This window comes from Amycolatopsis sp. CA-230715 (genome assembly GCF_018736145.1).
In the GTDB taxonomy this organism is placed as follows: Bacteria; Actinomycetota; Actinomycetes; order Mycobacteriales; family Pseudonocardiaceae; genus Amycolatopsis.
Genome location: NZ_CP059997.1, coordinates 5,685,010 through 5,709,828 on the forward strand (window position 1 = coordinate 5,685,010; position 24,819 = coordinate 5,709,828).

At 69.1% G+C, this 24,819-nt stretch carries 29 protein-coding genes and 1 pseudogene; 13 read left to right on the forward strand and 17 right to left on the reverse strand.

Annotated features, from left to right (window positions below):
- The first annotated feature begins 126 nt into the window (after window positions 1-126).
- Window positions 127-3,684: a transcription-repair coupling factor gene (gene mfd / locus HUW46_RS27315; RefSeq protein ID WP_215550143.1), complete on the forward strand. Its 3,558-nt coding sequence runs from the start codon at window positions 127-129 to the stop codon at window positions 3,682-3,684.
- Window positions 3,685-3,811: 127 nt separating this feature from the next.
- On the opposite strand, the gene HUW46_RS27320 is transcribed toward mfd, so the two are convergent.
- Window positions 3,812-4,261 (reverse strand): winged helix-turn-helix transcriptional regulator, encoded by a 450-nt coding sequence (locus HUW46_RS27320; RefSeq protein ID WP_215541659.1) that lies wholly within the window; start codon window positions 4,259-4,261, stop codon window positions 3,812-3,814.
- An 83-nt stretch (window positions 4,262-4,344) separates the two neighbouring features.
- Here HUW46_RS27320 and HUW46_RS27325 point away from each other — a divergent pair, with 83 nt between their 5' ends.
- Complete coding sequence (locus HUW46_RS27325) at window positions 4,345-4,938, forward strand: dihydrofolate reductase family protein (protein ID WP_215541660.1); 594 nt, start codon at window positions 4,345-4,347, stop codon at window positions 4,936-4,938.
- Here the strand turns inward: HUW46_RS27325 and HUW46_RS48445 are convergent.
- The 3 genes and pseudogenes from HUW46_RS48445 to HUW46_RS27335 all read right to left on the reverse strand — a co-directional run bounded on the left by HUW46_RS48445 (window position 4,928) and on the right by HUW46_RS27335 (window position 5,690).
- Window positions 4,928-5,086 (reverse strand): SbtR family transcriptional regulator, encoded by a 159-nt coding sequence (locus HUW46_RS48445; protein ID WP_254126727.1) that lies wholly within the window; start codon window positions 5,084-5,086, stop codon window positions 4,928-4,930. The genes HUW46_RS27325 and HUW46_RS48445 overlap by 11 nt on opposite strands.
- A 71-nt stretch (window positions 5,087-5,157) precedes the next feature.
- Window positions 5,158-5,385 (reverse strand): annotated as a pseudogene (locus HUW46_RS48930) (hypothetical protein); the annotation flags it as partial.
- A 41-nt stretch (window positions 5,386-5,426) separates the two neighbouring features.
- Window positions 5,427-5,690, reverse strand: coding sequence for a hypothetical protein (locus HUW46_RS27335; RefSeq protein ID WP_215541661.1), 264 nt, complete (start codon window positions 5,688-5,690; stop codon window positions 5,427-5,429).
- Between HUW46_RS27335 and HUW46_RS27340 the strand changes: the two genes are divergently transcribed.
- Window positions 5,677-6,465, forward strand: a complete 789-nt coding sequence (locus HUW46_RS27340; protein ID WP_331477143.1) for a S1 family peptidase — start codon at window positions 5,677-5,679, stop codon at window positions 6,463-6,465. The genes HUW46_RS27335 and HUW46_RS27340 overlap by 14 nt on opposite strands.
- A gap of 30 nt (window positions 6,466-6,495) precedes the next feature.
- Here the strand turns inward: HUW46_RS27340 and HUW46_RS27345 are convergent, their stop codons facing one another.
- Window positions 6,496-6,807: a hypothetical protein gene (locus tag HUW46_RS27345; RefSeq protein ID WP_215541662.1), complete on the reverse strand. Its 312-nt coding sequence runs from the start codon at window positions 6,805-6,807 to the stop codon at window positions 6,496-6,498.
- A gap of 104 nt (window positions 6,808-6,911) precedes the next feature.
- Between HUW46_RS27345 and HUW46_RS27350 the strand changes: the two genes are divergently transcribed.
- The 3 genes from HUW46_RS27350 to HUW46_RS27360 are packed head-to-tail and all read left to right on the forward strand — an operon-like array spanning window position 6,912 to window position 8,556.
- A complete protein-coding gene (locus HUW46_RS27350; RefSeq protein ID WP_215541663.1) occupies window positions 6,912-7,778 on the forward strand; it encodes a helix-turn-helix domain-containing protein in 867 nt (288 codons plus the stop codon).
- Window positions 7,771-8,001, forward strand: a complete 231-nt coding sequence (locus HUW46_RS27355) for a DUF397 domain-containing protein (RefSeq protein WP_215541664.1) — start codon at window positions 7,771-7,773, stop codon at window positions 7,999-8,001. The genes HUW46_RS27350 and HUW46_RS27355 overlap by 8 nt, the downstream gene beginning before the upstream one ends.
- Before the next feature lie 6 nt (window positions 8,002-8,007).
- Window positions 8,008-8,556 (forward strand): DUF1877 family protein, encoded by a 549-nt coding sequence (locus HUW46_RS27360; protein ID WP_215541665.1) that lies wholly within the window; start codon window positions 8,008-8,010, stop codon window positions 8,554-8,556.
- A 9-nt stretch (window positions 8,557-8,565) separates the two neighbouring features.
- On the opposite strand, the gene HUW46_RS27365 is transcribed toward HUW46_RS27360, so the two are convergent.
- Window positions 8,566-8,997 (reverse strand): MarR family winged helix-turn-helix transcriptional regulator, encoded by a 432-nt coding sequence (locus HUW46_RS27365; protein ID WP_215541666.1) that lies wholly within the window; start codon window positions 8,995-8,997, stop codon window positions 8,566-8,568.
- Between the two features lie 58 nt (window positions 8,998-9,055).
- On the opposite strand from HUW46_RS27365, the gene HUW46_RS27370 reads away from it, so the two are divergent.
- Window positions 9,056-10,171 carry an FAD-dependent oxidoreductase gene (locus HUW46_RS27370; protein ID WP_215541667.1) on the forward strand — a complete coding sequence of 372 codons (1,116 nt, stop codon included), beginning with the start codon at window positions 9,056-9,058 and terminating at the stop codon, window positions 10,169-10,171.
- 3 nt (window positions 10,172-10,174) lie between these two features.
- Here the strand turns inward: HUW46_RS27370 and HUW46_RS27375 are convergent, their stop codons facing one another.
- The 4 genes from HUW46_RS27375 to HUW46_RS27390 all read right to left on the reverse strand — a co-directional run bounded on the left by HUW46_RS27375 (window position 10,175) and on the right by HUW46_RS27390 (window position 13,959).
- The gene (locus HUW46_RS27375; RefSeq protein ID WP_215541668.1) at window positions 10,175-11,569 is read right to left on the reverse strand and encodes a DHA2 family efflux MFS transporter permease subunit; all 1,395 of its coding nucleotides are present in this window, start codon (window positions 11,567-11,569) and stop codon (window positions 10,175-10,177) included.
- Between the two features lie 77 nt (window positions 11,570-11,646).
- A complete protein-coding gene (locus tag HUW46_RS27380; RefSeq protein ID WP_215541669.1) occupies window positions 11,647-12,342 on the reverse strand; it encodes a type 1 glutamine amidotransferase domain-containing protein in 696 nt (231 codons plus the stop codon).
- Window positions 12,342-13,286: an acetoacetate decarboxylase family protein gene (locus HUW46_RS27385; RefSeq protein WP_215541670.1), complete on the reverse strand. Its 945-nt coding sequence runs from the start codon at window positions 13,284-13,286 to the stop codon at window positions 12,342-12,344. The genes HUW46_RS27380 and HUW46_RS27385 overlap by 1 nt, the downstream gene beginning before the upstream one ends.
- A gap of 76 nt (window positions 13,287-13,362) precedes the next feature.
- Window positions 13,363-13,959, reverse strand: a complete 597-nt coding sequence (locus HUW46_RS27390; protein WP_215541671.1) for a TetR/AcrR family transcriptional regulator — start codon at window positions 13,957-13,959, stop codon at window positions 13,363-13,365.
- Window positions 13,960-14,024: 65 nt separating this feature from the next.
- Here HUW46_RS27390 and HUW46_RS27395 point away from each other — a divergent pair, with 65 nt between their 5' ends.
- Entirely contained in the window at window positions 14,025-15,275 is a 1,251-nt protein-coding gene (locus HUW46_RS27395) for an NADH:flavin oxidoreductase/NADH oxidase family protein (protein WP_215541672.1), read from the forward strand.
- Here HUW46_RS27395 and HUW46_RS27400 read toward each other — a convergent pair.
- From HUW46_RS27400 to HUW46_RS27415, 4 genes are read right to left on the reverse strand one after another with little or no spacing between them, the layout of a single operon-like run.
- Complete coding sequence (locus HUW46_RS27400) at window positions 15,259-16,026, reverse strand: class I SAM-dependent methyltransferase (protein ID WP_215541673.1); 768 nt, start codon at window positions 16,024-16,026, stop codon at window positions 15,259-15,261. The genes HUW46_RS27395 and HUW46_RS27400 overlap by 17 nt on opposite strands.
- Entirely contained in the window at window positions 16,023-16,658 is a 636-nt protein-coding gene (locus HUW46_RS27405) for a maleylpyruvate isomerase family mycothiol-dependent enzyme (protein ID WP_215541674.1), read from the reverse strand. The genes HUW46_RS27400 and HUW46_RS27405 overlap by 4 nt, the downstream gene beginning before the upstream one ends.
- 3 nt (window positions 16,659-16,661) lie before the next feature.
- Window positions 16,662-17,879 carry an RNA polymerase sigma factor gene (locus HUW46_RS27410; RefSeq protein WP_215541675.1) on the reverse strand — a complete coding sequence of 406 codons (1,218 nt, stop codon included), beginning with the start codon at window positions 17,877-17,879 and terminating at the stop codon, window positions 16,662-16,664.
- 14 nt (window positions 17,880-17,893) lie between these two features.
- Window positions 17,894-18,244: a YciI family protein gene (locus HUW46_RS27415; RefSeq protein ID WP_215541676.1), complete on the reverse strand. Its 351-nt coding sequence runs from the start codon at window positions 18,242-18,244 to the stop codon at window positions 17,894-17,896.
- 415 nt (window positions 18,245-18,659) lie between these two features.
- On the opposite strand from HUW46_RS27415, the gene HUW46_RS27420 reads away from it, so the two are divergent.
- The 3 genes from HUW46_RS27420 to HUW46_RS27430 all read left to right on the forward strand — a co-directional run bounded on the left by HUW46_RS27420 (window position 18,660) and on the right by HUW46_RS27430 (window position 21,117).
- On the forward strand, window positions 18,660-19,145 hold the full coding sequence (locus tag HUW46_RS27420) for a ricin-type beta-trefoil lectin domain protein (RefSeq protein ID WP_215541677.1): 486 nt from the start codon (window positions 18,660-18,662) through the stop codon (window positions 19,143-19,145).
- A 71-nt stretch (window positions 19,146-19,216) separates the two neighbouring features.
- Entirely contained in the window at window positions 19,217-20,170 is a 954-nt protein-coding gene (locus HUW46_RS27425) for a hypothetical protein (protein ID WP_215541678.1), read from the forward strand.
- Window positions 20,167-21,117, forward strand: a complete 951-nt coding sequence (locus HUW46_RS27430; RefSeq protein ID WP_215541679.1) for a MazG family protein — start codon at window positions 20,167-20,169, stop codon at window positions 21,115-21,117. Before HUW46_RS27425 ends, HUW46_RS27430 begins: the two co-directional genes overlap by 4 nt.
- A 5-nt stretch (window positions 21,118-21,122) precedes the next feature.
- Here HUW46_RS27430 and HUW46_RS27435 read toward each other — a convergent pair whose 3' ends face one another.
- Complete coding sequence (locus tag HUW46_RS27435) at window positions 21,123-21,962, reverse strand: NmrA family NAD(P)-binding protein (protein ID WP_215541680.1); 840 nt, start codon at window positions 21,960-21,962, stop codon at window positions 21,123-21,125.
- A gap of 81 nt (window positions 21,963-22,043) precedes the next feature.
- Here HUW46_RS27435 and HUW46_RS27440 point away from each other — a divergent pair, with 81 nt between their 5' ends.
- Complete coding sequence (locus HUW46_RS27440; RefSeq protein ID WP_215541681.1) at window positions 22,044-22,424, forward strand: winged helix-turn-helix transcriptional regulator; 381 nt, start codon at window positions 22,044-22,046, stop codon at window positions 22,422-22,424.
- Between the two features lie 157 nt (window positions 22,425-22,581).
- The gene (locus HUW46_RS27445) at window positions 22,582-22,986 is read left to right on the forward strand and encodes a hypothetical protein (protein WP_254124947.1); all 405 of its coding nucleotides are present in this window, start codon (window positions 22,582-22,584) and stop codon (window positions 22,984-22,986) included.
- Between the two features lie 16 nt (window positions 22,987-23,002).
- On the opposite strand, the gene HUW46_RS27450 is transcribed toward HUW46_RS27445, so the two are convergent.
- Window positions 23,003-23,506, reverse strand: coding sequence for a hypothetical protein (locus HUW46_RS27450; protein WP_215541682.1), 504 nt, complete (start codon window positions 23,504-23,506; stop codon window positions 23,003-23,005).
- 221 nt (window positions 23,507-23,727) lie between these two features.
- Complete coding sequence (locus tag HUW46_RS27455) at window positions 23,728-24,798, reverse strand: LLM class flavin-dependent oxidoreductase (protein WP_215541683.1); 1,071 nt, start codon at window positions 24,796-24,798, stop codon at window positions 23,728-23,730.
- Between the last annotated feature and the right edge of the window lie 21 nt (window positions 24,799-24,819).

Genomic DNA, 24,819 nt, shown 5'->3' on the forward strand with positions numbered 1-24,819 from the left:
GGCCACCCTCGGGGACTTGAGCGCCACGATTTCAGCCCGCACCGCAGCCGTCCGGGAAGGTCCGCCAAGCTCGCGCGAGAACTGTCGGACCGGCCACGTACCCTGGGTCAAGTGACAAGCGCTCCATTGTCCGGTCTCCTGTACACAGTGCTGCCCGAACCCTCCCTGCGCGGGATTCTGGAACGGGCAGGCGCCCCCCTACTAGAGATCGAGGGCCCCGTCGCGGCCCGTCAGCTCGTCGTGGCCGCGCTGGCCGCAGACAAAGCAGGCGAACAGGGCAGGCCGGTCCTCGCCGTCACCGCCACGGGCAGAGAGGCCGACGAGCTGACCGCGGCGCTGTCCGCCCTGCTCGGCGCCGATCAGGTGGTCGACTTCCCGTCCTGGGAAACGCTGCCCCACGAGCGCCTGTCCCCGCGCGCGGACACCGTCGGCAGGCGCCTGGAAGTGCTGCACAGCCTGCGGAGCGCCGCGCCGCCCCGCGTCGTCGTCTCGACCGTCCGCAGCCTCATCCAGCCGATGGCGCCGGGCCTGGGCTCGCTCGCGCCGATCGACCTGAAGGTCGGCGAGGAGCAGGAGTTCGAGGGCGTGCTGGAGCGCCTGGTCGAGCTGGCCTACACCCGCGTCGACATGGTCGAGAAGCGCGGCGAGTTCGCGGTCCGCGGCGGCATCCTCGACGTGTTCGGCCCGACCGCGCAGCACCCGGTCCGGGTCGAGTTCTGGGGCGACGAGGTCAGCGAGATCCGCGCCTTCGCGGTGTCCGACCAGCGCTCGCTGCCGGGCGAGATCTCCGAGGTCAGCGCGCCGCCGTGCCGCGAGCTGCTACTCACCGCCGACGTGAAGGCCCGCGCCGCCGAGCTGGCCGAGGCGCACGCGGCGGACGCCCAGCTCGCCGAGATGCTCACCAAGCTCGCCGACGGCATCCCGTGCGAGGGCATGGAGGCGCTCATCCCGGTGCTGTGCGAGGGCGAGCTGGAGCTGCTCACCGACGCCATGCCCGAGGGCGCGCACGTGCTGCTCGCCGATCCCGAGAAGATCCGCGCCCGCGCGCACGACCTGGTGCGCACCGGCCAGGAGTTCCTCGAAGCTTCGTGGACCACGGCCGCGGGCGGCGGGCAGGCGCCCATCGATCTCGGCGCTTCGGCGTACCGGGATCTCGCCAGCGTCGCGAAGCACGCGGGGGAGACCAAACGCGCCTGGTGGACGATCTCGCAGCTCACCACCGACGCCGAGGACGTGTGCCGGGTCAAGGTGGAGGCCGTGCCCGGCTACCGGGGCGAGCTGGAGCGCGCCACCACGGACCTGCGCGCGCACACCGCCTCCGGTGGCGCCGCCGTGCTCGTGGTCGCGGGCCACGGCACCGCCGCCCGCGCGGTGGAACAGCTTTCCGGCGCGGAGGTGCCCGCGACACTCGCCGGTGACGGGCTCACCGGGGCACCCGCGCCCGGGGTCGTCACGGTCACCTGCGGCGCGCTGTCCGACGGGTTCGTCGCGCCGGAGCTGGCGCTGGTGGTGCTCAGCGAATCGGACCTCACCGGCCGCGGCGCCAGCACCGGGCAGTCCACAAAGGACCTGAACACCAAGATGCCGTCGCGCCGCCGCAACGCGGTGGACCCGCTCGCCCTCAAGGCTGGCGACTACGTGGTGCACGACCAGCACGGCATCGGCCGGTTCGTGGAAATGGTGCAGCGCACGGTCGCCGGCGCCACGCGCGAGTACCTGCTGCTCGAATACGCCTCGTCCAAGCGCGGCCACCCCGGCGACCGGCTCTTCGTGCCGACAGACCAGCTCGACGAGGTTTCCCGGTACGTCGGCGGCGAACTGCCCACGCTCAACAAGCTCGGCGGCTCGGACTGGAAGAACACCAAGGCCAAGGCGAAGAAGGCGGTCAAGGAGATCGCCGCGGAGCTGGTGCAGCTCTACGCCGCCCGGCAGGCCGCGCCGGGCCACGCGTTCGGCGCGGACACGCCGTGGCAGAACGAGCTGGAAGACGCCTTCCCGTTCACCGAGACCAACGATCAGCTCGCCGCGATCGAAGAGGTCAAAACCGATATGCAGCGCGGTGTCCCGATGGACAGGGTCATCTGCGGCGACGTCGGCTACGGCAAGACCGAGATCGCGGTGCGCGCGGCGTTCAAGGCGGTGCAGGACGGCAAGCAGGTCGCCGTGCTGGTGCCGACCACGCTGCTCGCCCAGCAGCACCTGAGCACCTTCACCGAGCGCATGCAGTCCTTCCCGGTCACCATCAAGGGCCTGTCCCGGTTCACCGACAAGTCCGAAGTGGACGGTGTGCTGGAGGGCCTCGCGGGCGGCGACGTCGACATCGTGATCGGCACGCACCGCTTGCTGCAGACCGGAATCCGCTACAAGGACCTCGGGCTCGTGATCGTCGACGAGGAGCAGCGCTTCGGCGTCGAGCACAAGGAGCACATCAAGGCGCTGCGCACGCACGTCGACGTGCTGACCATGTCCGCGACCCCGATCCCGCGGACGCTGGAGATGTCGCTCGCGGGCATCCGCGAGATGTCCACGATCCTCACACCGCCGGAGGACAGGCACCCGATCCTGACCTACGTCGGCGGCTACGACGACAAGCAGGTCGGCGCCGCGGTGCGCCGCGAGCTGCTGCGCGACGGCCAGGTTTTCTACGTGCACAACAGGGTTTCCTCGATCGAGAAGGCCGCGAAGCGCATCCGCGAGCTGGTGCCGGAGGCGCGCGTGGTCACCGCGCACGGCCAGATGAACGAGGAGAAGCTCGAAAAGATCATCCAGGGCTTCTGGGAGCGCGAGTTCGACGTGCTCGTGTGCACCACGATCGTCGAGACCGGGCTCGACATCTCCAACGCGAACACGTTGATCGTCGAGCGCGGCGATCTGCTCGGCCTCGCGCAGCTGCACCAGCTTCGCGGCCGCGTCGGCCGCGGGCGGGAGCGCGGCTACGCGTACTTCCTGTACCCGTCGGAGGCGCCGCTCACCGAGACCGCGCACGACAGGCTCGCCACGATCGCGCAGAACACCGAACTCGGCGCGGGCATGGCCGTGGCGATGAAGGACCTGGAGATCCGCGGCGCGGGCAACATCCTCGGCGCCGAGCAGTCCGGGCACATCGCGGGCGTCGGCTTCGACCTGTACGTGCGGCTCGTCGGCGAGGCGGTGGACGTGTTCCGCCGCAGCGCGGGCGCGGAGCCGATCGAGGACGAAGCCCCCGCCGAGGTGCGCGTGGACCTCCCCGTCGACGCGCACATCCCGCACGACTACGTGCCCGGCGAACGGCTTCGCCTTGAGGCGTACCGGAAAATCGCCGCCGCACCGGATGCCGAGGGCTTGGCGGCCGTCCGCGAAGAGCTGGTTGACCGCTACGGCGAACCGCCAGCCGCGGTGCGCAGGCTGCTGTCGGTCGCCGCGTTCCGGCACGTGTGCCGCGCGGCCGGGGTCACCGAGGTTTCCACGCAGGGCAACACGATCCGCTTCGCCCCGCTGCCGCTGGCCGATTCGCAGATGGTGCGGCTGAAGCGCTTGTACCCGAAGGCGATGTACAAGGCCGTGACGAACACGGTCTCGGTGCCGAAGCCGACGGAAGGCCCCGCGGGCGGCCGGATGGGCGCGCCAGCACTCCGCGACGAGCCCCTGCTGGACTGGTGCGCGAAAGTCCTGACACAGCTCACGAAAACCCCCACCCCGGTGTAGCCGCGCACTTCCCCCGGCCGCGGGGCGGATCTCTCTGCCCCGAAGGCCACCCTGACGGCGCTGAGCGCCCCAAATTCGGCCCTCGTAACGACATTCTCGGCCGCGGGCACCACGGGCGAAGCCGGACTCACCCCGCCCCGGGCCCCGGCAGCAGGTCGATGTCGCTCGCGTGCATCGGTTCCCCGCAGTGCGCGCACCGGAGTTCCGCCCGGCTGATCTCGCCGCACGCCCGATGGCGGTACAGCACGGGCGGGCCCGCTTCGCCCGCGAGCCATTTGTCGCCCCACCCCACCATGACGATGAGCAGGTCGACGAGTTCGGCGCCTTTCGCGGTCAGCACGTACTCGTACCGCGGCCGCTGGTCGTACGGCTGGCGTTCGAGCACGCCGTGGGCCACGAGGTGGTTCAGCCGCTCGGTCAGGACCTTGCGCGAGATGCCGAGATCCGCCTGGATCTGCTCGAACCGGGTCGCGCCCGCCCACACGTCGCGCAGGATCAGCGGCGACCACGGTTCTCCGATGACGTCGAGCGTGCGCGCGATCGAGCACGCCATCCCGCCGAAGTTCGTGCGCTGCATGCGACCAGTTTAGCAATCAGGGTTCCCTCAGGGAACTTCAAATGTTACGGTCTCTTCAAGGAACTGACGAAGGGAACGAAGACATGAGCAAGGTCATCAGCGCGCACTCGGTGTCGGTCGACGGGTACATCACCGGTCGCGAGCCCGGGCCCGGCAACGGGCTCGGCGACGGCGGAATGCTCTTCGACTGGTACTTCGACGGCGACACGCCCAGCCGGGAATTCGGCGGGTTCAAGCTGAGCGAGCCCAGCGCCCGCGTTTTCGACGCCGCCGCCGGGCGGGTCGGCGCGGTCGTGGCGGGCCGCAACACCTACGAGGACTCCGAGCGCTTCGGTGGCGGAAGCCCGCACCCGAACGCCGAGCTGGTCCTCGTCAGCAGCCGCCCCGCGCCGGAGATCACCGAGCGGCAAACCCTTGTCACCACGGGAATCGAGGACGCGATCGCGGCGGCCCGCGAGATCGCGGGCGGCAAGGACGTCGGCCTGATGGGCGGTGGTGTCACGGCCGCGGCGTTGACCGCCGGGCTCGTCGACGAGGTGATCCTCCACCAGCGGCCGATCCTGCTCGGCGGCGGCAGGCCGTTCTTCCCGTCACTGCCCGAGCACGTCCACTTGCGACTCATCGAAGCCGTCCCCGCACCCGGAGTCACGCATCTCCACTACGCCGTCAGCCGCTGACGAGGCCGTCGAAAACGATGGCGAGCATCCTGCCTCGTGCTTCCGCATCGAGGTTCGTGGCGGCGCGCGATGCGGCAACCAGCAAGGCGTAGACCTCGGGCAGTTCGGCATCGTCCCGGACAGCGCCCGCCAACTGGGCGCGCCGCAACAGGGCGGCGAAAGAACGGCTTCCACCAGTGCCGCCTTGGTGGGGAAGTGGCGGAAAACGGTGGCGATGCCGACTTCGGCACCACGGGCCACTTCTTCCGTCGACGCGGACTTGCCGCCCGTGCCGAAGACCTCGGGGGCGAATTGCCCGACCTGTACGCGGAACAGGCCGACGTGGTCCACCCGTTCGACCCCGCTGCGCCGCCCCGCGCCGCGCAGTCGCGAAGAACTTCGCGAGCACTTCGAACCGACCGGTGCCGGACCCCGGCTGGACCGCCGGGCGGCCGGGATCTTCACCACCGCCGTGGATCGCGGTCAGCTCGACGCCCTCATCGCGGCCGTCAAGGCTTCGAAGGCCTGATCAGGCTGGTCATCCGCGCTTCGATGTCCGAAGTGGACTCAGTGCGGAAACCCTCCGCGTCGGAATGGCTACCGCGCGCATCGGTTGCGTCCGAAGCGGGATGATTGCCTGTCCAGTCCAATGTGGCCGCACTTTTGTCCCTCGTGGACACCGAAATCTTGTCCTGCCCCACGCGCGGTGGTCGGATAGTTTCCGACTCGACGGCGATGGATTGTGTGGAGGTTTTCGAGATGATGCGGCGCACGAGCTCCAAGGTGGTGGCCGGGGCGGTCGCCGCCGCGGCCATCGGGATCGGCGTCGTCGCGGCGCAGCCCGCGGGCGCGGTCGCCAACGGCGTGGAGGTCAACGACGGCATCTTCCCGTTCGCGGTCAAGTTCCTGATGACCGACATCCCGAAGCCGGACGGCAGCAAGTACGACAGCGCGTGCTCGGGCGCCCTCATCGACCGGCAGTGGGTGATCACCGCGGGCCACTGCTTCCACGACGTCAACCGCAAACCGGTCAGCGGCCCCGTCCCGTACAAGACGAAGGCGATCATCGGCCGCGTCGACGACGCCGACACCGACAAGGGCCACGAGCGGTCCGTCGTCGAGGTCCACCAGTCGCCGAAGAACGACGTGTCGATCGCCAAGCTGGACCAGCCGGTCGACGACATCAAGCCGATCCCGCTGCGCGAGGAGGGCCCGCGCAAGGACGAAACCCTCGTGCTGGCGGGCTGGGGCCAGGAATCGCCCGACGCGACGGGGCCCGCCAAGCACCTCAGGCTCGGCATCGTCAAGGTGCACGACGTGCAGGACGTCGTCACGAACGTCACCGGCTACTGGCCGAAGCCGGACACCAGCGCGTGCCCGACCGACTCCGGCGCGCCCTACTTCGAGCAGCAACCGAACGACAGCAGGCTCGTTTCGCTCGAAAGCGGCGGCCCGACCTGCCCGCACACCGGGCCGGAGCGGACCTCGCGAGTGGACGTCATCGCCGACTGGATCCGCGAAAAGATCGCGGACGCGAAGACCAGGTGATCGTGGTGCGAATCGGTAACACCGGAACGGTTATCCTTCGTTCTCGTGAATGCGGGTGAAATAGTTTTCGGGGTCCATGACCTCGCGGTGGATGAGCCGTGCGGTGGCGCACGGCCATTCGCGAAGGCAGAGGCGGCAGGTGCCCGTCCAGTTGGGTTCGTGCCGGTGCCACACGGCACGGATGACCTGCAGTAAGTCGGGAACGAGCTGACGAAGGGCCTCGTGGTCGTCCTCGGACCAGAAGTCCTTCAGCGCGAGGAACTCGGCCGTGTCGAGGTGTTCGTAGATCTGCGTCCGCAGTAGTTTGTAGGCTTCGGCGACGGTCGGGGAAAGCGTGGTCATGGTTACCTCCGCATTCTAGGTAACTGGTTGTCCCCTGCGCACGCATGCCCCTTTTCGAGGGACAATTCCCCATTTCCGGTGTCGGCCGGGTTACCTTCGAGCACATGGATGATCGCGAGCCGACGATCCGCAGACGCGAACTCGGCGAGGGCCTGCGCGCCGCCATGCAGGGCGCGAACTTCACCGGGAAGCAGCTGGCGCACAAGCTGAAGTGGTCGGAAGGCCGGGTCTCGCGCCTGCTGAACGGCAAACGCGGCGGCTCGGAGATGGACGTCATCGAGGTGCTGGCGGTCTGCGGCGCGACAGCGGAGGAGAAGACCCGCCTCCTGGCCTTGTGCCGGGAAGCGGACACCCCCGGCTGGCTCCAGAAACACGGCTCACGCCTACCGAAACAGCTTGTGACCTTGGTAGAGCACGAAAACCGGGCTGTGTCGATCTGGGACTTCCAGTCTGTCGTGATCCACGGCTTGCTCCAGACTGCCGAGTATGCACGCGCACTGACTGCCGAGACCGGCAATGTGCCACCTGATGAGATTGATGACCGAGTGTCGGCTCGGTTGGCGAGGCAGGCTCTCCTGAGTAGGCAGCCTCCTCTGCGCTTCGTGTTCTTCATACATGAGTTCGCGTTCAAGCTGCCGATCGGCGGAGCGATCACCATGTCAGAGCAGATGCACCACATCCTGCGCCTGTTGGTGCGGCCCAACATCTCTGTCCGGGTTGTCCCTGCGGCAATCGGCGGGCACCCCGGCATCGCAGGCCCGTTTCAGCTGATGGAGTTCCAGGATTTCAAACCGGTGGTCTACCTGGACAGCGAGACTTCATGTCTGTTCCTTGAGGAACCCGTGGAGATATCAGCCTACCGGCGGATCTTGTCGGCCCTGGCCGACAAGGCTCTCGATGAGGGACAATCCAGAGAGTTCATCGCCAACCTAGCGATGAAGCTCTACCCGCCGGGAGAGGAAGATGTCTGAGACCAGCCTCATCGCGTGGCGCACCAGCAGTTACACCAGCAATGGCGGCAACTGCGTGGAGGTCGGCTGGCGCATCAGCAGCTACAGCACCACCAACGGCGATTGTGTCGAGGTCGGGCGAGACCGGCAGGCGATCCTGGTGCGGGACACCAAGGACCGGACCGGAGGCACCCTCGGCTTCCCCGCCGCGCAGTGGCGCTTGCTCCTGACCCACCTCGGCTGATCCCGGGTGGGCTTCGACCTCTCGGCCTTGCCCGTCCGGCTCGACTCCGCTCCACTGCGCCGGATCCGCCAGGACCCGCGCGCGTGGGAGCTGGCCGACGAACAGATACCGCCCAGCGAACTTCCCCACGGCCTCGCGTCCGAGCGGATGCTCTTCCCCAACCGCTCGCACGACCACGCCGAGTACGTCCTTGACCCCGCTGGCCGCCACGCGATCGCTGAGTGGACCGAGCGGGAGCGGTCGCTGCCGTACCGGATCATCCAGGGTGATGAGCCCTTCGCCGAACACGCCCGCGGTGTCCAGGGCGTGCCGCTGCGGTGCTCCACCGCGCGATTCCTCGCCGAAGCCGCGGCCACGATCGACGCGCTCGACCTCGCCGCCGCGCGTGAGCGGTTCTCCGTCGCCGACATGGTGGACCTCTGCCTGTACAAGGTCGGTCCGAGCGAAGACGACGACGATGCCTTCGCCCGGATCACCGCGGATCTGCGGCGGCTCGCCGCCTACTACCGCGACATCGCCGGGCAGGGCCTGGACCTCGTCTTCATACTGGACTGAGCACCACGGTCAGCCCTCCTGGTCGGCGAACCGCGCCAGCAGGTCGTGCAGGTGGCGCTGTTCCTTGGCGTCAAAGACTTTCAACAGCTCTCGCATCGCCTCGCGGTAAAGCTCGTTCGCTTCGCGCAACCGCTCCTCGCCTTCTTCGGTGATCACGATTTCGTACGCGCGGCGGTCTTCCGCCGCGCGCTGCCGCCGCACCAGGTGCCAGCGCTCGAAGTCGTCGAGCATCCGCACCAGGGTCGACTTGTCGATGCCGATCGCCGTGCCCAGTTCGCGCTGGCTGCGCACCGCCCCGCTCTGGATCGCCGACAGTGCTGCCGCGTGGTGCAGCGCGAGCCCGGTGGGTGCGGCCGCGTCGTTGGCCTTCCCCCTGGCGAGCTGGTGGGCGCGGTAGAGCAGCAGTCCGAGCGTTGCCGGATCGACCGGTTGAGCAGCCATGGCCGCCATGGTAGCATTCGAGAAAGTCTCAACTGAGACGATCTCATCCAGGGGGTAAATGGTGCGAGTTCTGATCATCGGTGCGGGCCTGGCTGGCCCGTGCCTCGCTCACGGGCTGCTGAAAAACGGCCACGAGGTAACGCTTTTCGAGCGGGATGCCGCCGTCGATGCCCGCGCGCAGGGCTACCGGATCCACATCAACGGCGACGGTGACGCCGCGTTGCGCGAATGGCTGCCCAGCGAGGCGTACGAGCAAGCCGTGGCCACGTCGTGCATCGCGGAGGGCGGGGTCAGCTTCGCCGGGCCGGATCTGCGGGAGTTCACCGAAATCGAGACGCCGCCCGGCGCCTCCGGTATCACGGTCGACAGGCTCACCCTGCGCCGGATCATGCTGCGGGGCCTGATGGGCTCGACGCGGTTCGGCGCCGGGTTCTCCCGCTACGAGCTGCTGGCGGACGGCACCGTGCGGGTGTTCCTCACCGACGGCTCCACCGCCGAGGGCGATCTGCTGGTCGCCACCGACGGCGCCAATTCCGGTGTGCGGCGCCAACTGGTGCCCGACTTCCCGGTCTCCGTCAAGGAAGACCAGTTGATCTTCGGCCGCACGCCGCTCACCGCGCGCGCTCGTGAGCTGGCCCCGCCCGCCGCGCTCCGGGGATTCCTGGGTGTCCGGGGGCAGGACGGTCGCCGCCTCGCGCTGACCGCGCAGCGCTTCCGTCGCGATCCGGCCGAGTTCGGGCTGCCCGCGACCGAGGACTACGTCATGTGGGCGGTCACCGCCCCGGCCCAGTTCTACGGTCCCGGGCTCTTCGAGCGCGATCCCGATGATCTGCTGGACCTGGCCGGGAAGACCCTCGCCGACTGGGATCCGTCGGTGAGCGCGCTGATCCGGCTCGGCGATCCGGCGTACGTCCTGCCCGCGAGTGTCCAGGTCTCCGAGCGTCCCGAGCCGTGGCCGACGGTGCCGGTCACACTGGTCGGCGACGCGGCGCATCCGATGGCGCCGGCCGGGGTCAGCGCCGGGGTCGCGGTGCACGACGCGGGCCTGCTCGTCTCTCACCTGATTTCCGGTGAGCCGATGCTCGACTCCGTCCGCGCCTACGAAAAGGAAATGCTCGACCACGGCTTCGCCGCCGTCGCGACAGCCACCAAGAACTACTGGGGGGACTATTAGCGACTACCGGCTCAACGCGGCCTCCGGTACGGCGGTTCGTTTCTGCCGCACCAAAAAACACGTCAGGGCGCCGATCGTGAGCACGGCGATGGGGAGCACGAGCGTCGGCCCCACCGCGTCGACGAGCGGTGCGTCGGCGAGTTTCGTCTGCAGCACCGCGCCGACAGCGGCGCTGCCGAGAACCGTCCCGATCTGCCGGATCGTGTTCAGCACGCCCGAAGCGGCACCGGCCATCCTCGGGTCCACGCCGTACATCGCGACCGTGATCATCGGGCCGAACAGGCAGCCGATCCCGAACCCGGACACCAGCAGCGCGGGCTGGAACTCCCACCACACCCGGCCGGGGTCGACGATCAGCGCGAGCCACGCCAGCCCGGCCGCGAACAGCACCAGCCCGGTCATCAGCACGTACTTGCCGCCGAGGCGATCCGCGATCCGGCCCGCCATCGGTGAAAGCACCGCGGAGACCACCATCGCGGGCGCCATCACCAACCCCGATTCGATGGCGCTGTAACCCAGTACCGATTGGAGGTAGAGCATCACCGGCAGGAACAGGCCGATCATGCCGACCTGGACGGTCGCCGCCACGAAGCTCATCACCGCGTAGTTCCGATCGCGGAAGAGTGCAAACGGCAGCAGCGGTTCGCTGCCCTGCCGGGAACGCTGGTGGAGTCCGAACGCGACGAACAGCACCGCCGCCGCGCCGAGCAGCGCCCAGATCATCGCGTTCCACTCGTACCGTTCACCTTCGGTGAGCGCGAAAGCCAAGCAGCACAACGCAACGGTGGCGATCCCGGCGCCGGCGAGGTCCAGCTTGCGGCGCGCACCGTGGCGGACGTCCGGCACGAGCGCGACGGCCATCGCGAGCACGAGCACGCCGATCGGCACGTTGACCAGGAAGATCCACCGCCAGCCGACACTGCTGACCAGCAACCCGCCGACCGTCGGCCCGGCGATCGTGGCCACGCCCGCGACCGCGCCCCACACGCCGAGCGCCGTACCGCGCCGTTCCGGCGGGAACGTGCCGATGATGATCGTCATCGTCTGCGGCATCAGCGCCGCCGCACCGAGGCCCTGCAGCACCCGCGCGCCGATGAGCTGGGCCGGGTCCTGCGCGAGCGCGCACAGCACGGACGCCAGCGTGAACAGCGCGACACCGCCGATGAACATCGTGCGCGGCCCCCGTGTGTCACCCAGCCTGCCCGAGGTGATCAACAGCGCGGCGAGCGCGAGGACGTAGATGTTGATCACCCACAGCATCTCGTCGAGCGAGGCGTGCAGGCTGTCGATCATGTTGGGGATGGCGACGTTGACGGCCGTCAGATCCAGCAGGGTCATGAAAAACCCCAGGCTGAGGGTCAGGAGCACCACCCAGGGATTACCGCGCCACTTGCCCATCACGTCCTCCGTCTTGCTCGCTTAGTAGAATGCTAGCATTCTATTCAGGCGAGACGGCAAGATCGGCGCGGGAGCGGCTAGCCCTGGTCCTCGATCACCCGGCGGGCCAGTGCGGCGGACGAGGCGGGGTTCTGTCCGGTGTAGAGGGTGCGGTCCACCACGACGTGGCGGCGCAGGGGAAGACCGGCCGAGTAGCGTGCCCCGTTCTCCTTGAGGCGGTCTTCGAGCAGCCACTTGGCTTTCCAGGCGAACCGGTTGAGGCGTTCCTCCCGATTGGACAGTCCGGTCATCCGGTATCCCTCGAACGGCCAGCTTCCATCGGGGTTCTTCGCGGCGAGCGCGGCCGCGGGGGCGTGGCACAGCAGTGCCAGCGGTTTGCCCGAAGCGAACCGCTTCGTGAGCAGGGCGCCCGAGGTTTCGTCGACGGCGAGGTCTTCCATCGGGCCGTGGCCACCGGAGTAGAAGACCACGTCGAAGTCGGCTTCGTCCACATCGGACAGATTGGCCGGGGTAGCGAGCACCGGTGCCAGTTCCTCCAGTCCGGCACGGATCTTCCTGGTCTTGCCGGGCAGTCCGCCGGAGAGGCCGAGGCTGAGCTGGTCGACGGTCGGGGGCTTGCCGCCGGGCGTGGCCAGCGTGACGTCCCACCCGGCGCCGGTGAACAGGTTGTGGGGAACGACGAACTCTTCGGCCCAGAAGCCGGAGGGGTGCTCGGTGCCGTCGTTGAGCGTCCAGTGGTCCGCCGCGGACAGGACTATCAGGACTGAAGTCATCACCGTTCCCTTCGCGTTCCCCGGTCCCGGATCGAGACCGGAACTGGCATGTGCAGTGCGAGCTGGCCTTCGGTCGTGACGTCGAGCCGCACAGTCCTGATCGGCCTGAGCGACCTCAGGTCGTCGGCCATGCGCCCCTGGCCGATCTGCAGGTCGACGTCGCGCGGGAACGTCGCGCTTCCGGCCGACAGCACGTTGGTCTGGCTCAGCGTCGAATGCCATGCGCCGCCGATCGAGGTGAACGAGGTCAGCGTGGAGACATGTTCTCCGCTGGGGCGGGAGGTCTGCGGGGGTGTCGCGACCGACAGTGCGAGATCGGTGCCACCGTCGTCGTTGGCGACGCGCGCGCTCGTCCGACCGGAATCGATGTCGACGTCGATTTCGGTGACCCACTTGGGAAATCCGTAGCCGTCGTGGCCGCGGACCTGCGCGATTTCGGTACTGACCGGCAGGGACAGCACGTAGGAGTCGAGGTGGTCGTTCTTCAGTGCCGCCACGAGGTCGACGAACCCGGGCCCGCTGTGGCGCGCGGGCCGGACGGCGACGCCGACGGCGGCCTCGGTGTAGAAGTCGATGTCGCACACGTCGTACCGGAAGAAGATCACCGAGACCAGTCCGAGCCCCGGCGCCACTTCCAGTGGCGCCAGCTCCTCGGGCAGCCGTGCGCGGATCGCGCGGGAGCGGGCGAGCGTCGTGAGCCGCGCGGACGACATGCGGTAGTAGAAGTTCGGCGTGCGCGTCGGGCCGATCGGCGAACCGACCTCGGTCTTGGGCAGCCGCCGGAAGAAGTCCACGCCGCTGACCCGGGGATCGCGGGCGACCTCGTCGAGATCGGTGTCCATCCGGAACCGGTCGTACAGGCCGCCTTCCGGGACGGTGACCAGGCGGCCGCCGAGGTCCACCTCGACCGTGCCGGGCCGGGTGCCCTCACGGGACGGTGACATCGCACGGCTCCTTCGCTCAATGTGTGCAGTGCTCACACCAAGCTAGCCCCGCTATGTGAGCACTGTCAACACCGGCTCATTTCCGGCGGCGGCTCGACGTGCTCCCGGCCGCGAAGATGGCTTCGAACGAGGAGTGCACGCGGTTCGCCACGTCGTCCGGCGAGGTGGCCGGGAACTTCCCGTCTAGGTGAAGGAAGGCCAGGCCGTGTACGAGCGCCCAGCCCGCGGTGGCGAGAGGGGACGCGTCGACCTCAGGGAACATGCCGGTCACCGCGACGGCGAGAAGTTCGTGCACCTCGGCGGCGGCCCGCACGCGGTCCGCGTTCTCCGTGTCGCACTCGCCGCCGAACATCAGCCGGAACAGTGCGGGGCGCCGGAGGGCGAAGTTGACGTAGGCGACACCGAAATCGGCCAGGTCCGACACCGATTCCGGCATGGTCCGGTCCGTCGTCAGGTCGGCCTTGAGGGCGCGGAGCCCTTCGGCGGCCAGGGCTGATTCGAGCGCCTCGCGGTCGGCGAAGTGGCGGTACGGAGCCGTGGGAGACACGCCCGCGCGCCGGGCGACCGCGCGCAGCGAGAACGGCTCGCCCTGTTCGAGCATCCGCATCGCGGCGGAAAGCAGGCTCGCCCGCAGATTGCCGTGGTGGTAACCGGACTTCGCCGATGTTGACATCGCTTACATTGCCTCCTATCGTGATGTGAGCATCGTAAACATACCGCATCGACCGGAGGGATCCGATGTCCTCGCCGCTTTTCGCCCCGCTCACCCTGCCGAACGGGTCGGTCATCGAGAACCGGCTGGTCAAAGCGGCCATGGAGGAGAACATGGCGGGCGACGGGCAACTGCCCGGCGACCGGCTCCACCGCCTGTACCGCCGCTGGAGCGGCGGCGGCGCCGGGCTCGTCATCACCGGCAATGTCATGGTCCACGCCGAAGCGCTCACCGGCCCCGCGGGAGTCGTGCTCGACGAGCATTCGCCGCTGGAACCGTTCCGAGCATGGGCGCTGGCCGCGAAGAGCGGCGGCGCGCGGGTGTGGATGCAGCTCAACCACCCCGGCAGGCAGGTGCTGGCCGCCATGCCCGGGGTGGCGTGGGGTCCGTCGGCGGTCAAGGTGGACGTCGGCAAGCAGAGCAAACGGCTCGCGCGGCCCGTCGAAATGACCGCCGGGCAGATCGCGGCGACGGTGGCGCGGTTCGCCGAAAGCGCGCGGCGAGCGGAGCAGGCGGGGTTCGACGGCGTCGAAATCCACGCCGCCCACGGATATCTGCTCTCGCAGTTCCTGTCGCCGTTGGTGAACAAGCGCACCGACGAATGGGGCGGATCGCTCGAAAACCGCGCGCGCATCCTGCTCGACGTCGTGCGTGCGACCCGCGCGGCCGTCGCCCCTTCGTTCGCGGTCGCGGTGAAACTGAACTCCGCCGATTTCCAGCGCGGCGGGTTCGACGCCGCCGACGCGGGCAAGGTCATCGAGATGCTGGCCGGGCTCGGGGTCGATTTGGTCGAACTGTCCGGCGGCAGCTACGAAAGCCCGGCGATGTCGGGCCGTTCCGCAGACGACCGGACGCTGGCTCGCGAGGCGTACTTCCTCACCCTCGCCGAAGAACTCGTGCGGACGAGCCCGCTGCCGCTGATGCTGACCGGCGGAATCGTCCGCCGTCCCGTCGCCGAAGAGGTCCTCGCCAGCGGTGTCGCCCTCGTCGGCATGGGCAGCGCGCTGGCCGTGGATCCCGATCTGCCTGGCAAGTGGCGGCACGACGGCGAAGCCGCGGTCGAGCTCGACCCGGTGCGGATCAAGGACAAGGCACTGGCTTCGGTCGCGGGCATGGCGCGGGTGCGCCGCCAGCTGCGGCGGCTCGGCAAGGGAAAGGCGACCCGACCGGGTGCCGACCCGAAACTCGCCCTCCTCAAGGAAACCGTGCTGCAGCGCCGTGCCCTTCGCCGCTACCGCTCCTGGTTGGAGAACCGTGTAGTCACGTCGGCGGCGTGATTTCCTTGTGTAGCAAGAGGTGTCGGGCTCGTGGGTGGTGTGTCCATTCGCCGGGTGGTGCGTCGCGCAGGAACTCGGTCCGCAGGTCCGCGATGAACGCGTCACCGCGTGCGGCGGCGAGCGCGCGCAGTGGGCCGGATCGGGTGTAGGCGTCGAAGAACGTGGCCGCGTCTTCGTGGGACATCGGGTGTTCGAGGAACTCGTCGTGGTCGGCCTGCGCGCGGACCGCGTCTTCCCAGGTGCGATCGGAGGCGCCGACGCGGGCGCGGACTAGCGCGGCCATGCGGGCGAACGGGCCGTCCCGCTCGACCTGTCCCGGCCAGTACACCACCGAAAGCCGCCCGCCGTGCCGCAGCGCGCCCGTCCAGGACCGCAGCGCCGCGGCGGGATCGGGGAGCTGTTGGAGCCCGAACACCGACACCACCGCGGCGCAGCTTTCCGTCCACTGTGGAGCAAGGGTGGCGGCATCGCCTTCGACGACGGTCACGTTCGCCCGGCCCGCCGCGCGTTCCGCGGCCAGCCGGACCATGCCAGCCGAGAGGTCGATGCCCACCAGCTCGCGGCCGGGGAACCGTGCCGAAAGTCCTGCCAGTTCCGGAAAAGTTCCGCAGCAGGGCACCAGGATCGGGCCGTCGGGGAGATCGCGCAGCGCGTTCACGGCATCGCTCACCCACGGCGCGAACCGGGGGACGAAGTAGGCTTCGTAACCTTCGGCGGCGTCCGTCCACGCTCGGGCGAGGCGGTCGTTCACAGCGCGGCGGCCACGCGTTCGGCGCCGGAACCCGAGAGTCCGGCCAGTCCTGCGGTCCGGCCGGTGGCGACCAGCAGTAGATCGCTCGCGGTACCGCGGATCTCCTCCTCGCCGGTGCCGGAGGTCCAGTCCACGTCCGTGGCGACCAGCTTGATCCCGCGGAAACGCTTGCGCGCGCCGTAGAACGGGCTCTTCGCGACGTGCGCGAGCGCCGCGGCGGTCTGCGGTAGCGGCATGGTCCTGGCGCGGCCGAGCGGGCGGGCGATGTCCTGGCCGTGCACGAGCATGTCCACCAGCGGGTCGATCACCGCGGCGCCGGGCGCCCGGCGCGCCGATCCCGCGGTTTCGCGGATCTGCGCGATCAGCTCCTCCCGCGAGAACTTCGCGGCGCGTTCGATCGCGACGGTGGCGTTCATACGGTCCCAGTTGCCGCGCGCCTTGATGACGTCGCGGACCGTCCCGAACAGAGTGTCGCGTGTGGACGTCGTGATGTGCGCGGCGACCTGCCCGATCGTCCACTCCGGACAGAGCGAGCGGGTTTCCCATTCGGTGTCGCTGAGGTCTTCGAGGAGATCGGCGATGCTGAGGCGTTCGGCTTCGAGCCAGCTGAGGATGGTGGCCTTGTCGGTCATGGTTCAGTGCTCCTGTTCGGTGGCGAGCCTGCGGCGCAGGAGCTCGCGTTCGGGTTCGGTGCCGGCGAGGTCGAGCGCTCGCCGGTAGGCGTCGGCCGACTCGGAATGGCGGCCCAGCCGGGAAAGCAGGTCCGCGCGCGCGGCGTGGTACGGGTGGTAGTCGCGCAGGCGCGGTTCGTCGAGGTCGTCGAGCAGTGCCAGCCCGGCGGGCGGGCCGTCGCGCAGTGCGATCGCCGCCGCCCGGTTCAGCTCGACGACCGGCGACGGGATGAGCGCGCGCAGCACGTCGTAGAGCGCGACGATCTGCGGCCAGTCGGTGGTCGCCACGTCGGCGGCCTCGTCGTGCAGCGCGGCGATCGCGGCCTGCACGCCGTACGGGCCCGGCGTGCCGCCGAGCGCGAGCGGCGCCAGCGCCAAGCCTTCCTCGATCATCGGACGGTCCCAGCGGCCGCGGTCCTGGTCGTCGAGCAGGACCAGTTCGCCGTCGCCGCCGGTGCGCGCGTCGCGGCGGGCGTGCACCAGCAGCATCAACGCGAGCAGGCCGGTGACTTCGCGCTCGCGCGGCAGCAGCCGGTGCAGGATCCTCGCCAGCCGGATCGCTTCCTCCGCGAGGTCGAGGCGCGTGGCCGCGTACCCCTCGGTGAAGATCGAGTAGAGCACCTGCAGCACGCCGGGAAGGCGGTGCGGCAGCTCGTCCGCGCCGGGCACGCGGAACGGGATCCTGGCTTCCTTGATCTTCTTCTTGGCCCGCACGATCCGCTTCGCCATCGTCGCCGAGGGCACCAGGAACGCCCGCGCGACCTCGGGCGTGGTCAACCCGGCGAGGCAGCGCAGCGTCAACGCCGTGCGGTCCTCGGCGGGAAGTGCGGGATGCGCACAGGTGAAGAAGAGCTGGAGCCGGTCGTCCGGCAGTTCGTCCCCGGTGTCCGCGGCGGGTGCGGCCCGCTCGGCGTCCACCTGCAGGACCGCCAGTTTGGCGGCATACGCCTTGTCCCTGCGCAGTTTGTCGACGGCGCGGCGGCGGGCCGTGGTCAACAGCCAGGCGCCGGGTTTGGGCGGGATGCCGTCGACCGGCCAGCGCGCCACGGCCGCCTCGATCGCGTCCGAAGTGACCTCCTCAGCGAGATCGAGGTCGCCGAAGCGGCGCACCAACGACGCCAGCAGCCTTCCGCGTTCTTCGCGGAAGATCGCTTCCACCTCGCCCGCGACGCGCTCGTCCATTTCTGGTTGCCCGGTCAGTCGAAGTCGGCGATCGGGCGCACCACGATCGACCCGCCGTCGCGCGAGCCGGGGCAGCGGGCCGCCCAGTCGAGCGCGACGTCGAGATCGGGCACGTCGATCACGTAGTAGCCGCCGAGGACCTCGCGGGTCTCGGCGAACGGCCCGTCGGTGGTGATCGACCGCTCGCCGTCGGGGCCGACGCGGACCGTGGTCGCGGTGGTGAGATCGGCGAGCGAATGCCCGGTCACGAAGATCCCCGCGTCCTTGACCTCCTTGTCGTAGACCTGCCAGTCCTCGGGCGTGCACCCGCTGCCCGCCTGCTCGGAACCGGTCGGGGCGCTGGTGATCAGGAGCATGTACTTCATGGTCGGATCCTCCGCTTTTGTCTGGCTCTCTGCTGCCTACACCATCACTACGAACAGCCACCCCGCTTCGTGGACACACCCCTCGAACTTTTTTCCGGGGCCCCGGTCGGGATGCTCTGAAGGTGGCCTTCACGGCACTCAATGCCGTGAAGGCCACCTTCACGGCATCGGCCACGCGACGATGCCCGCAGCCGCCCCGTGCGAAGGGAACATTTGGGGCGCTCAGTGCCGTCATGGTGGCCTTCAGGGCATGCGGTCCGGCTCAAGGGCCGAGCGTGACCTCGATCGACAGCCAGGGATCCACTCGTCCACGGTACGGCCGCATTTGCCCTTTCGTACGAACGAAAGCCCCTGCGCACCAAGCGGATCCGCGATGATCATGGGTGGCGACCACGGAGCAGAAGGAGGTCGCCCGATGCGGGTGAAGGGGATTCTGGCCGGCGCGCTGGCGTCGGTGTCCGCGCTGGCGGTGGTGTCCGCAGGCACCGCCGAGGCGATGCCGGGCAGGCAGCTGAAGAACGCGGCTACGCACCAGTGCGCCACCGTCGACTACACCGACTACGTGTCCGGTGTGTACCTGCGGCCGTGCGACATCGGGAGCGAGAAGCAGCGGTGGCTGCTGGAGCCGATCGGCGATGGTCTGTACCACGTCACCACCACCGGGAACTTCTGCCTGAGCATGGCCTCGGCCAGCCCGTACGCCGGCTATCCGACCATGACCCAGCCGTGCGGGCTGAACCTCACCGAGGAGCGGTGGCGGGTCTCCGAACTCGAGCCCGGCATCCGCGCCCTCTATTCGCCGCAGGACAACCGCTACGCCGACGGACCGTACGGCAGCGACCGGGTGGTGATGGGCGTCGACGTCGGCAAGCCGGTGACGAGCCAGACCTGGATCTTCTGACCCGGGTTTGCCCGCATGGTGTTGCGTCCGGCGCCAGGGGCTGTGAGAGGCTTGGCCTTGTGATGCGGATCATGAGGCGCCCTGGCGCGCTGGTGGCTGTCGCTGCTTCCTCTCTCCTGCTCGCCGCGTGCGGCAGCGGACCGAGCCAGGTGGGCGCCGCCGCGATCGTCGACGGTCAGTCCATCGCGCTCGACGGCGTGCAGTCGAAGCTCGACACGTTGATCAAGACCGACAAGTTCACCCAGCAGCTCCAGCAGCAGCGCAAGCTGGACCTCGTCTCGCGCGCGATCGTGAGCCGCGAGGTGCTGTACAAGCTGGTGGACAAGGCGGCGCAGGCCGAAGGGCTGCGCGTCGACGAGCGGAACCTCGACAAGTACCTGCCGTCCCCGGAGTCGCCGCAGACCCAGGGCTCCGACGATCCGGCGGCCGGTGTCGAGCAGACCGTGGACAAGGCGTTCGCGCCGCAGGACGCCGCGCGCCACCGCATGCTGCTTGCCGAGCTGAGCGCGAAGTACATCGGCCGCGTCAGCCTGACCGTCGACAGGCTGCAGTTGCAGGACCCGGCGAAGGCACGCGACCTCGCCGACCGGATCGCCCGCGAACCGCAGCAGGCCACCGCGCTCATGCAGCAGGCGGCCGCGGGTGGCGAGCCGCCGTCGCTGAACGAGGCCGTCAGCAACAACACCCCGCAGTCGCTCGCGTTGTTCGCGGAGCCCGGCTCGGTGCTGTTCACGCCGTCGAACGCGCAGCAGTCCGAGCAGCAGTCCGCCGGTGGTCCGTACCAGGTGATCGTGATCAAGAAGCGGGACATGGTGGCGCTCCCGCCCGACCTCGACCCGACGAAGTTCCAGCCGGACCAGCTCATCCAGTACAGCAAGTACCTGCTGCGGCCGACCGCGCTGGCCACCGGCATCAAGCTCAACCCGCGCTACGGCGAGTGGGACGCGGTGAACATGCAGGCGGGTCCGGCCGCGGAGGCCTCGGTCGCGGGCAAGGTGCTGACCCCGAAGTCCAGCAGCTCGTGACCAACGGCGTCGTCGTACTGGTCTCCGGGGGTGGGTTGCCGGTGGCCGCGTGGCCGTGGCTGCGCGCCGCCGAGGTGTACGCGGCACCCGATCTGCCCGAGACCGTTCGCGCGGCGCTCGACTGCAAACCCGCGCCGGAACCGGGTGAACTGCTCGCGCAGGCGCGGCAGCGGACCGTCGCGCTCATCGCCGCGCGTAGCGACGACCCCGGGGCCGACGCGCTCGCGCGGGAAGGCGCGCGCGTCTTCAAAGCCGAGGTGCCGCCGCTGGTGCGGGCGGCCGAGGTGATGGACGTTTTGCGCTCGCCAGGCGGCTGCCCGTGGGACGCGGTGCAGACGCACGACTCGTTGCGCCAGTACCTCGTCGAGGAAACCTACGAACTCCTTGAGGCCATTGAAGAAAACGATCGCGCCGCGCTGCGCGAGGAGCTCGGCGACGTGCTGCTGCAGGTGCTGTTCCACGCCAGGGTCGCGGCCGAGCACGGCGAAGAGCCGTTCGGCATCGACGAGGTGGCTGGCGACCTGGTCGACAAGCTCGTCGGCAGGCACCCGACCGTGTTCGGCAGTGGCGACGCGGTGCGGACCGCGGCGCACCAGGAACTGAAGTGGGAAGAGCTGAAGCAGGCCGAAAAACGCCGTAAGTCCATTGTGGACGGCGTCGCGCTCGGTCAGCCCGCGGTCGCGCTCGCCGGGAAGCTCGGGCAGCGCAGCGGCCGGGCTGGCATCCCGCTCGACCTGTTCCCCGCCGGAACCGACCCCGCCGAGCAGCTCTTCCGGATCGCGGCGGGCGCGCGCCGGGGCGGGGTGGACCCGGAAGGCGAACTGCGCGCCGTCGCGAAGCGGTTCGCACGCGAGGTGCGGGCGGCCGAAGACGCCGCGCGGGCCGCCGGACTGGACCCGGCGACCCTGGAAGCCGATGCGTGGCGCCGTTTCTGGCCCGCCAGGTAAGTGCCTCAGGCGAACGCGGCGAGGTGATCCTCGACGAAGGTGCGCAGGCTGCGCGGGGCCTTCCCGGTGATCCGTTCGACATCGCCGGAAAGCCACTCGGCGTCACCATCGGCGAGGAGGCCGAACACCTGCGCGTTCGAGGTGGCGACCGGTTCGGGAACACCCGCGCGGATCATCACGTCGCGGTGCGCGCCGGGGGAGATCCTGCGGTACTCGATCTCCCGGCCGAGCGCCGCGCCGAGCGCGGCCGCCACGTCGTCGTAGGTGACCAGCTCCGGCCCGGTCAGCAGGTAAGTGTGGCCCGCGTGCGGTGCGGGCGACGCCGCGATCGTGGCCGCGGTCGCCGCGACGTCCCTGGCGTCGACCATGCCGATCCGCCCGTCGCCAGTGGACATGGTGAAGCCGTGCGACTCCTTGACCGTCGGAGCGATCGCGAGCAGGTTCTGCAGGAAGAAGTTCGGCGCGAGCAGGGTGTGGCGCATTCCGGTCGCGCGGAGATGCGCCTCGACACGGGCGTGATCTCGGCGCCTGCCGACCGGGGAGTCCGCCGTGGCTTTGTGGTTCGTGATCTTCACGATGTGGGTCACGCCGTGCCGCACGGCGCTGTCGATCACGGCGATTTCCTGCTCCGGGACCGACGGGCTGATCAGCACCACCGTGTCCACCCCCGTCAGCGGTTCGTCCAGCGTCTCCGGGCGGTCGAGATCGGCCACCGCCACCTCTGTGGCGCCACGCGGCGCACGCGAAGAGTCGCGAACCAGTGCCCGCGTCGCGTGCTGCCCCTCGGCGAGCAGCCGTACCGCCTCGGCCCCGACTTTGCCCGAGGCTCCGGTCACCAAAATCATCCTGGTCTCCCTTCCACAGCCATCCTCTCCGCGCTTGGTGTCGTTTGTGAAGTAGGCACCTATCGGATATATAGGTACCTCGTGGATACCGACTCTGACGACGCCGGACGCTTCTACGCCAAGGAGTGCCCCTCGCGAACGGTCGTCGACGTACTGGCGAACAAGTGGGTGCTGTACGTCCTCGGCATCCTCGACGGCAGCCCCCGGCCCCTCCGGTTCACCGAGCTACGGCGGCGCATCGACGGCGTGACCCAGAAGTCGCTCACCCAGGCGCTGCGCAACCTCGAACGCGACGGCCTCCTCAGCCGCACCGTCTACCCGACAATTCCGCCTCGGGTCGAGTACGCCCTCACCGACCTCGGTGCCGAAGCCAGCGTGCTCACCACCCGGATCGCGGACTGGTCCCGCGTCAACGCGCCGCGAATCCTCGCGGCCCGCTCCGCGCACGACGGGAAGCCCTGAACGGGGCTCGCGCCCGGGTGCGCCATGTGAGTGCCCCTGCCCCACCCCGTGGCGTTAATTGCAATGGTGTGCTTCTGCTCGCGGTGGGTATTTCGTTCTTCCCCGGCACTCATTCAGGCTCTTTACCCTTTTCGGTTCTGTCCTACGATGAGATCGTATGGGGAGAAAACGAAAGAAATCATCCGGTTTCCTCGGCCGCTACCTCGGCTATCTGCTGGTGCCGATACTGGTGTATGGATGGGCTTCGGGGAACATGAGCGCCGCGTTCATCCTGATCGCATCCTCGTGCACCGTGCTGTACATGCTTTTCGCGGTGCCGACCTGGTGCATGGCGACCACTCGCGAGGGGCTCGGGTGCCGCCGGAACTCGAACGGGCTGCTACTCGGCTGCTCGTTACGGGAGCACAAATGGCAGAAGGTCAAAATGGCGGTTCGGGCGAGCCGCTGGGGTGAACTGTTCTCGAAGTTCTGGAGCAACACGGCGAACGCGGCCGCCGCGGTCAGCGCCATGGCCGGGGTCGGATCCGCCCTCGTGGCCACCGTCGCCCTCGCCACCAAGTAACCGGCCGCTCCGGGTTTCACCACGTTTGCTGGAACCAGGCCGGAGCTGACCAGGGAGCCGGTGTCACGCCCGCGGTCAGTGCCACGACGAAGTCCGCGCCATCGGAGGCGTACTCGGCCTCGGGATCGTGGACCTGGGTGATCTCGCACGCGTAGTCACCGTTCGGCACGGTGAGCAGTAGATCCGCCAGATGCGGCTCGGGGAGCGATACGTCGGCGAACTGGGCGGCCATCGTCAGGGTCTCGTAGTTGACCAGCAGCAGCCGCCCGCCGGTGACCCGGATCGGACCCGCCGTGCTGCGGAATCCCGGCGGCCGCGCGCCGGTGGCGACTTCCACGCGCCACGTTCCTTCGGCGCCCGTTCCCCACAAGAGCAGCGCGCGCTTGCCCATTTCGGTGCGGAAGCGGGCGAACAACTGCTCCAACGTCCAGTCCTCACCCACGAACGGCAGGTACGCGTCCGGGTCGATGAGGCCGAGGAAACCGGAATCGTCGGTCACCTCGAAGACAGGGACTGCCATCCTCGGATCGTATCCGCGCGGCACCATGATCTTCAGCGGGCTCCGTCCCATGCCCCGAAGGTGACGTTCAGGGCATCCAGCGCCCCGAACGTCACCTTCGGGGCATGCACAGCCCTGCCCGCACGGGAGCGAGGGCCGAGAAAGTGGCGCTAGACGCCCCGAAGGCCACCTTCGGGGACGAAGAGGTGCCCCCGATGAGCCCACGGTACCGCGGTGGGGTGTCAGAAAGGGCGGGCCGGGGAGAGGGCGCGCACGCGCGGGATCACTTCTTCGGCGAACCGGCGCATTTCCCGTTCGAAGGGCTGGAACTGCAGCATGAACGTTTCGATGCCGAGGTCCGCCCAGTCCCTGATCCGCCGCGCCACCGTGTCGTAGCTGCCGACCAGGCCCGCGGCGGTGCCGCCGTTCGTGCCGATGTGCGGGTACTTCGCGAAGGTCTGGAACATCACCGCCTTCGGGTCCGCGTCGGCGACCAGGCGTTCCCAGCGCGCTTTTCCGGCTTCGGCGAGTTCCCACAGCGAAGCCAGTTCGGCCTCCGCAGCCTCGTCGGTTTCCCGCGCCACGGGGAAAGCGGACAGTCCAAAGCGGACTGGTGCGCCGTCGCGGGGCCGCGCCGCCACGTCGGAAATCAGCCTGCTCACCTCGTCGCGCGGCTGGCCGTTGATGAACCACACGTCCGCCTTGTCCGCGACGAGCGCGCGGGCCGGATCGGACTCGCCGCCGACGTAGATCGTCGGCCGCTGCCGGTGCGCGTCGATCGGGCGGAGCTGGTAGTCCGAAACCTGGAAGTACTTGCCCTGTAAAGAAGTCCGCTCGCCGTTGAGCAGCGAGCGCACCACGCTGATCCACTCACGACCGTAGGCGTACCGCTCGTCGTGCTCGGCGAACGCGATACCCGCGCGCTCCAGTTCGGGGCGATACCAGGCATTGACCAGATTCAACCCGAACCGGCCACCGCTGATCTCCTCGATCTGCAGCGCCTGCTTCGCCAGCACCACCGGGTGCACCAGGTACGGCTTGATCGCGGCGATGATCTCGATCTTCTCGGTCAGCGCCGCGAGCGCCGCCGCCGAGGTCCAGGTTTCCAGCTGGTCCAGCTCGTCCCCGAACGGGTTCACGAGGTGCTGCGCGATCAGCGTCGAGTCGAAACCGAGCCGGTCCGCCGCCACGACCAGCTCGCGATTGCGGGCCCACGACGCGTCGACGGGATCTTCGGGATGGTCGAACGGGCCCCACGAGCCGTACACGACCGTCCAGACGCCGAACCGGGGATGCGCGACAGCAGCAGTCATGCGGATGACCATGCGACACGC

Coding starts and splice junctions, on each gene's coding strand:
- HUW46_RS27320 (WP_215541659.1), bottom strand. CDS start 4,261: ATGCAGCGCACGAACTTCGGCGGGATGGCGTGCTCGATCGCGCGCACG.
- HUW46_RS27325 (WP_215541660.1), top strand. CDS start 4,345: ATGAGCAAGGTCATCAGCGCGCACTCGGTGTCGGTCGACGGGTACATC.
- HUW46_RS27340 (WP_331477143.1), top strand. CDS start 5,677: ATGATGCGGCGCACGAGCTCCAAGGTGGTGGCCGGGGCGGTCGCCGCC.
- HUW46_RS27345 (WP_215541662.1), bottom strand. CDS start 6,807: ATGACCACGCTTTCCCCGACCGTCGCCGAAGCCTACAAACTACTGCGG.
- HUW46_RS27350 (WP_215541663.1), top strand. CDS start 6,912: ATGGATGATCGCGAGCCGACGATCCGCAGACGCGAACTCGGCGAGGGC.
- HUW46_RS27355 (WP_215541664.1), top strand. CDS start 7,771: ATGTCTGAGACCAGCCTCATCGCGTGGCGCACCAGCAGTTACACCAGC.
- HUW46_RS27365 (WP_215541666.1), bottom strand. CDS start 8,997: ATGGCTGCTCAACCGGTCGATCCGGCAACGCTCGGACTGCTGCTCTAC.
- HUW46_RS27370 (WP_215541667.1), top strand. CDS start 9,056: ATGGTGCGAGTTCTGATCATCGGTGCGGGCCTGGCTGGCCCGTGCCTC.
- HUW46_RS27375 (WP_215541668.1), bottom strand. CDS start 11,569: ATGGGCAAGTGGCGCGGTAATCCCTGGGTGGTGCTCCTGACCCTCAGC.
- HUW46_RS27380 (WP_215541669.1), bottom strand. CDS start 12,342: ATGACTTCAGTCCTGATAGTCCTGTCCGCGGCGGACCACTGGACGCTC.
- HUW46_RS27385 (WP_215541670.1), bottom strand. CDS start 13,286: ATGTCACCGTCCCGTGAGGGCACCCGGCCCGGCACGGTCGAGGTGGAC.
- HUW46_RS27390 (WP_215541671.1), bottom strand. CDS start 13,959: ATGTCAACATCGGCGAAGTCCGGTTACCACCACGGCAATCTGCGGGCG.
- HUW46_RS27395 (WP_215541672.1), top strand. CDS start 14,025: ATGTCCTCGCCGCTTTTCGCCCCGCTCACCCTGCCGAACGGGTCGGTC.
- HUW46_RS27405 (WP_215541674.1), bottom strand. CDS start 16,658: ATGACCGACAAGGCCACCATCCTCAGCTGGCTCGAAGCCGAACGCCTC.
- HUW46_RS27410 (WP_215541675.1), bottom strand. CDS start 17,879: ATGGACGAGCGCGTCGCGGGCGAGGTGGAAGCGATCTTCCGCGAAGAA.
- HUW46_RS27415 (WP_215541676.1), bottom strand. CDS start 18,244: ATGAAGTACATGCTCCTGATCACCAGCGCCCCGACCGGTTCCGAGCAG.
- HUW46_RS27420 (WP_215541677.1), top strand. CDS start 18,660: ATGCGGGTGAAGGGGATTCTGGCCGGCGCGCTGGCGTCGGTGTCCGCG.
- HUW46_RS27425 (WP_215541678.1), top strand. CDS start 19,217: ATGAGGCGCCCTGGCGCGCTGGTGGCTGTCGCTGCTTCCTCTCTCCTG.
- HUW46_RS27435 (WP_215541680.1), bottom strand. CDS start 21,962: ATGATTTTGGTGACCGGAGCCTCGGGCAAAGTCGGGGCCGAGGCGGTA.
- HUW46_RS27445 (WP_254124947.1), top strand. CDS start 22,582: ATGGGGAGAAAACGAAAGAAATCATCCGGTTTCCTCGGCCGCTACCTC.
- HUW46_RS27450 (WP_215541682.1), bottom strand. CDS start 23,506: ATGGCAGTCCCTGTCTTCGAGGTGACCGACGATTCCGGTTTCCTCGGC.
- HUW46_RS27455 (WP_215541683.1), bottom strand. CDS start 24,798: ATGACTGCTGCTGTCGCGCATCCCCGGTTCGGCGTCTGGACGGTCGTG.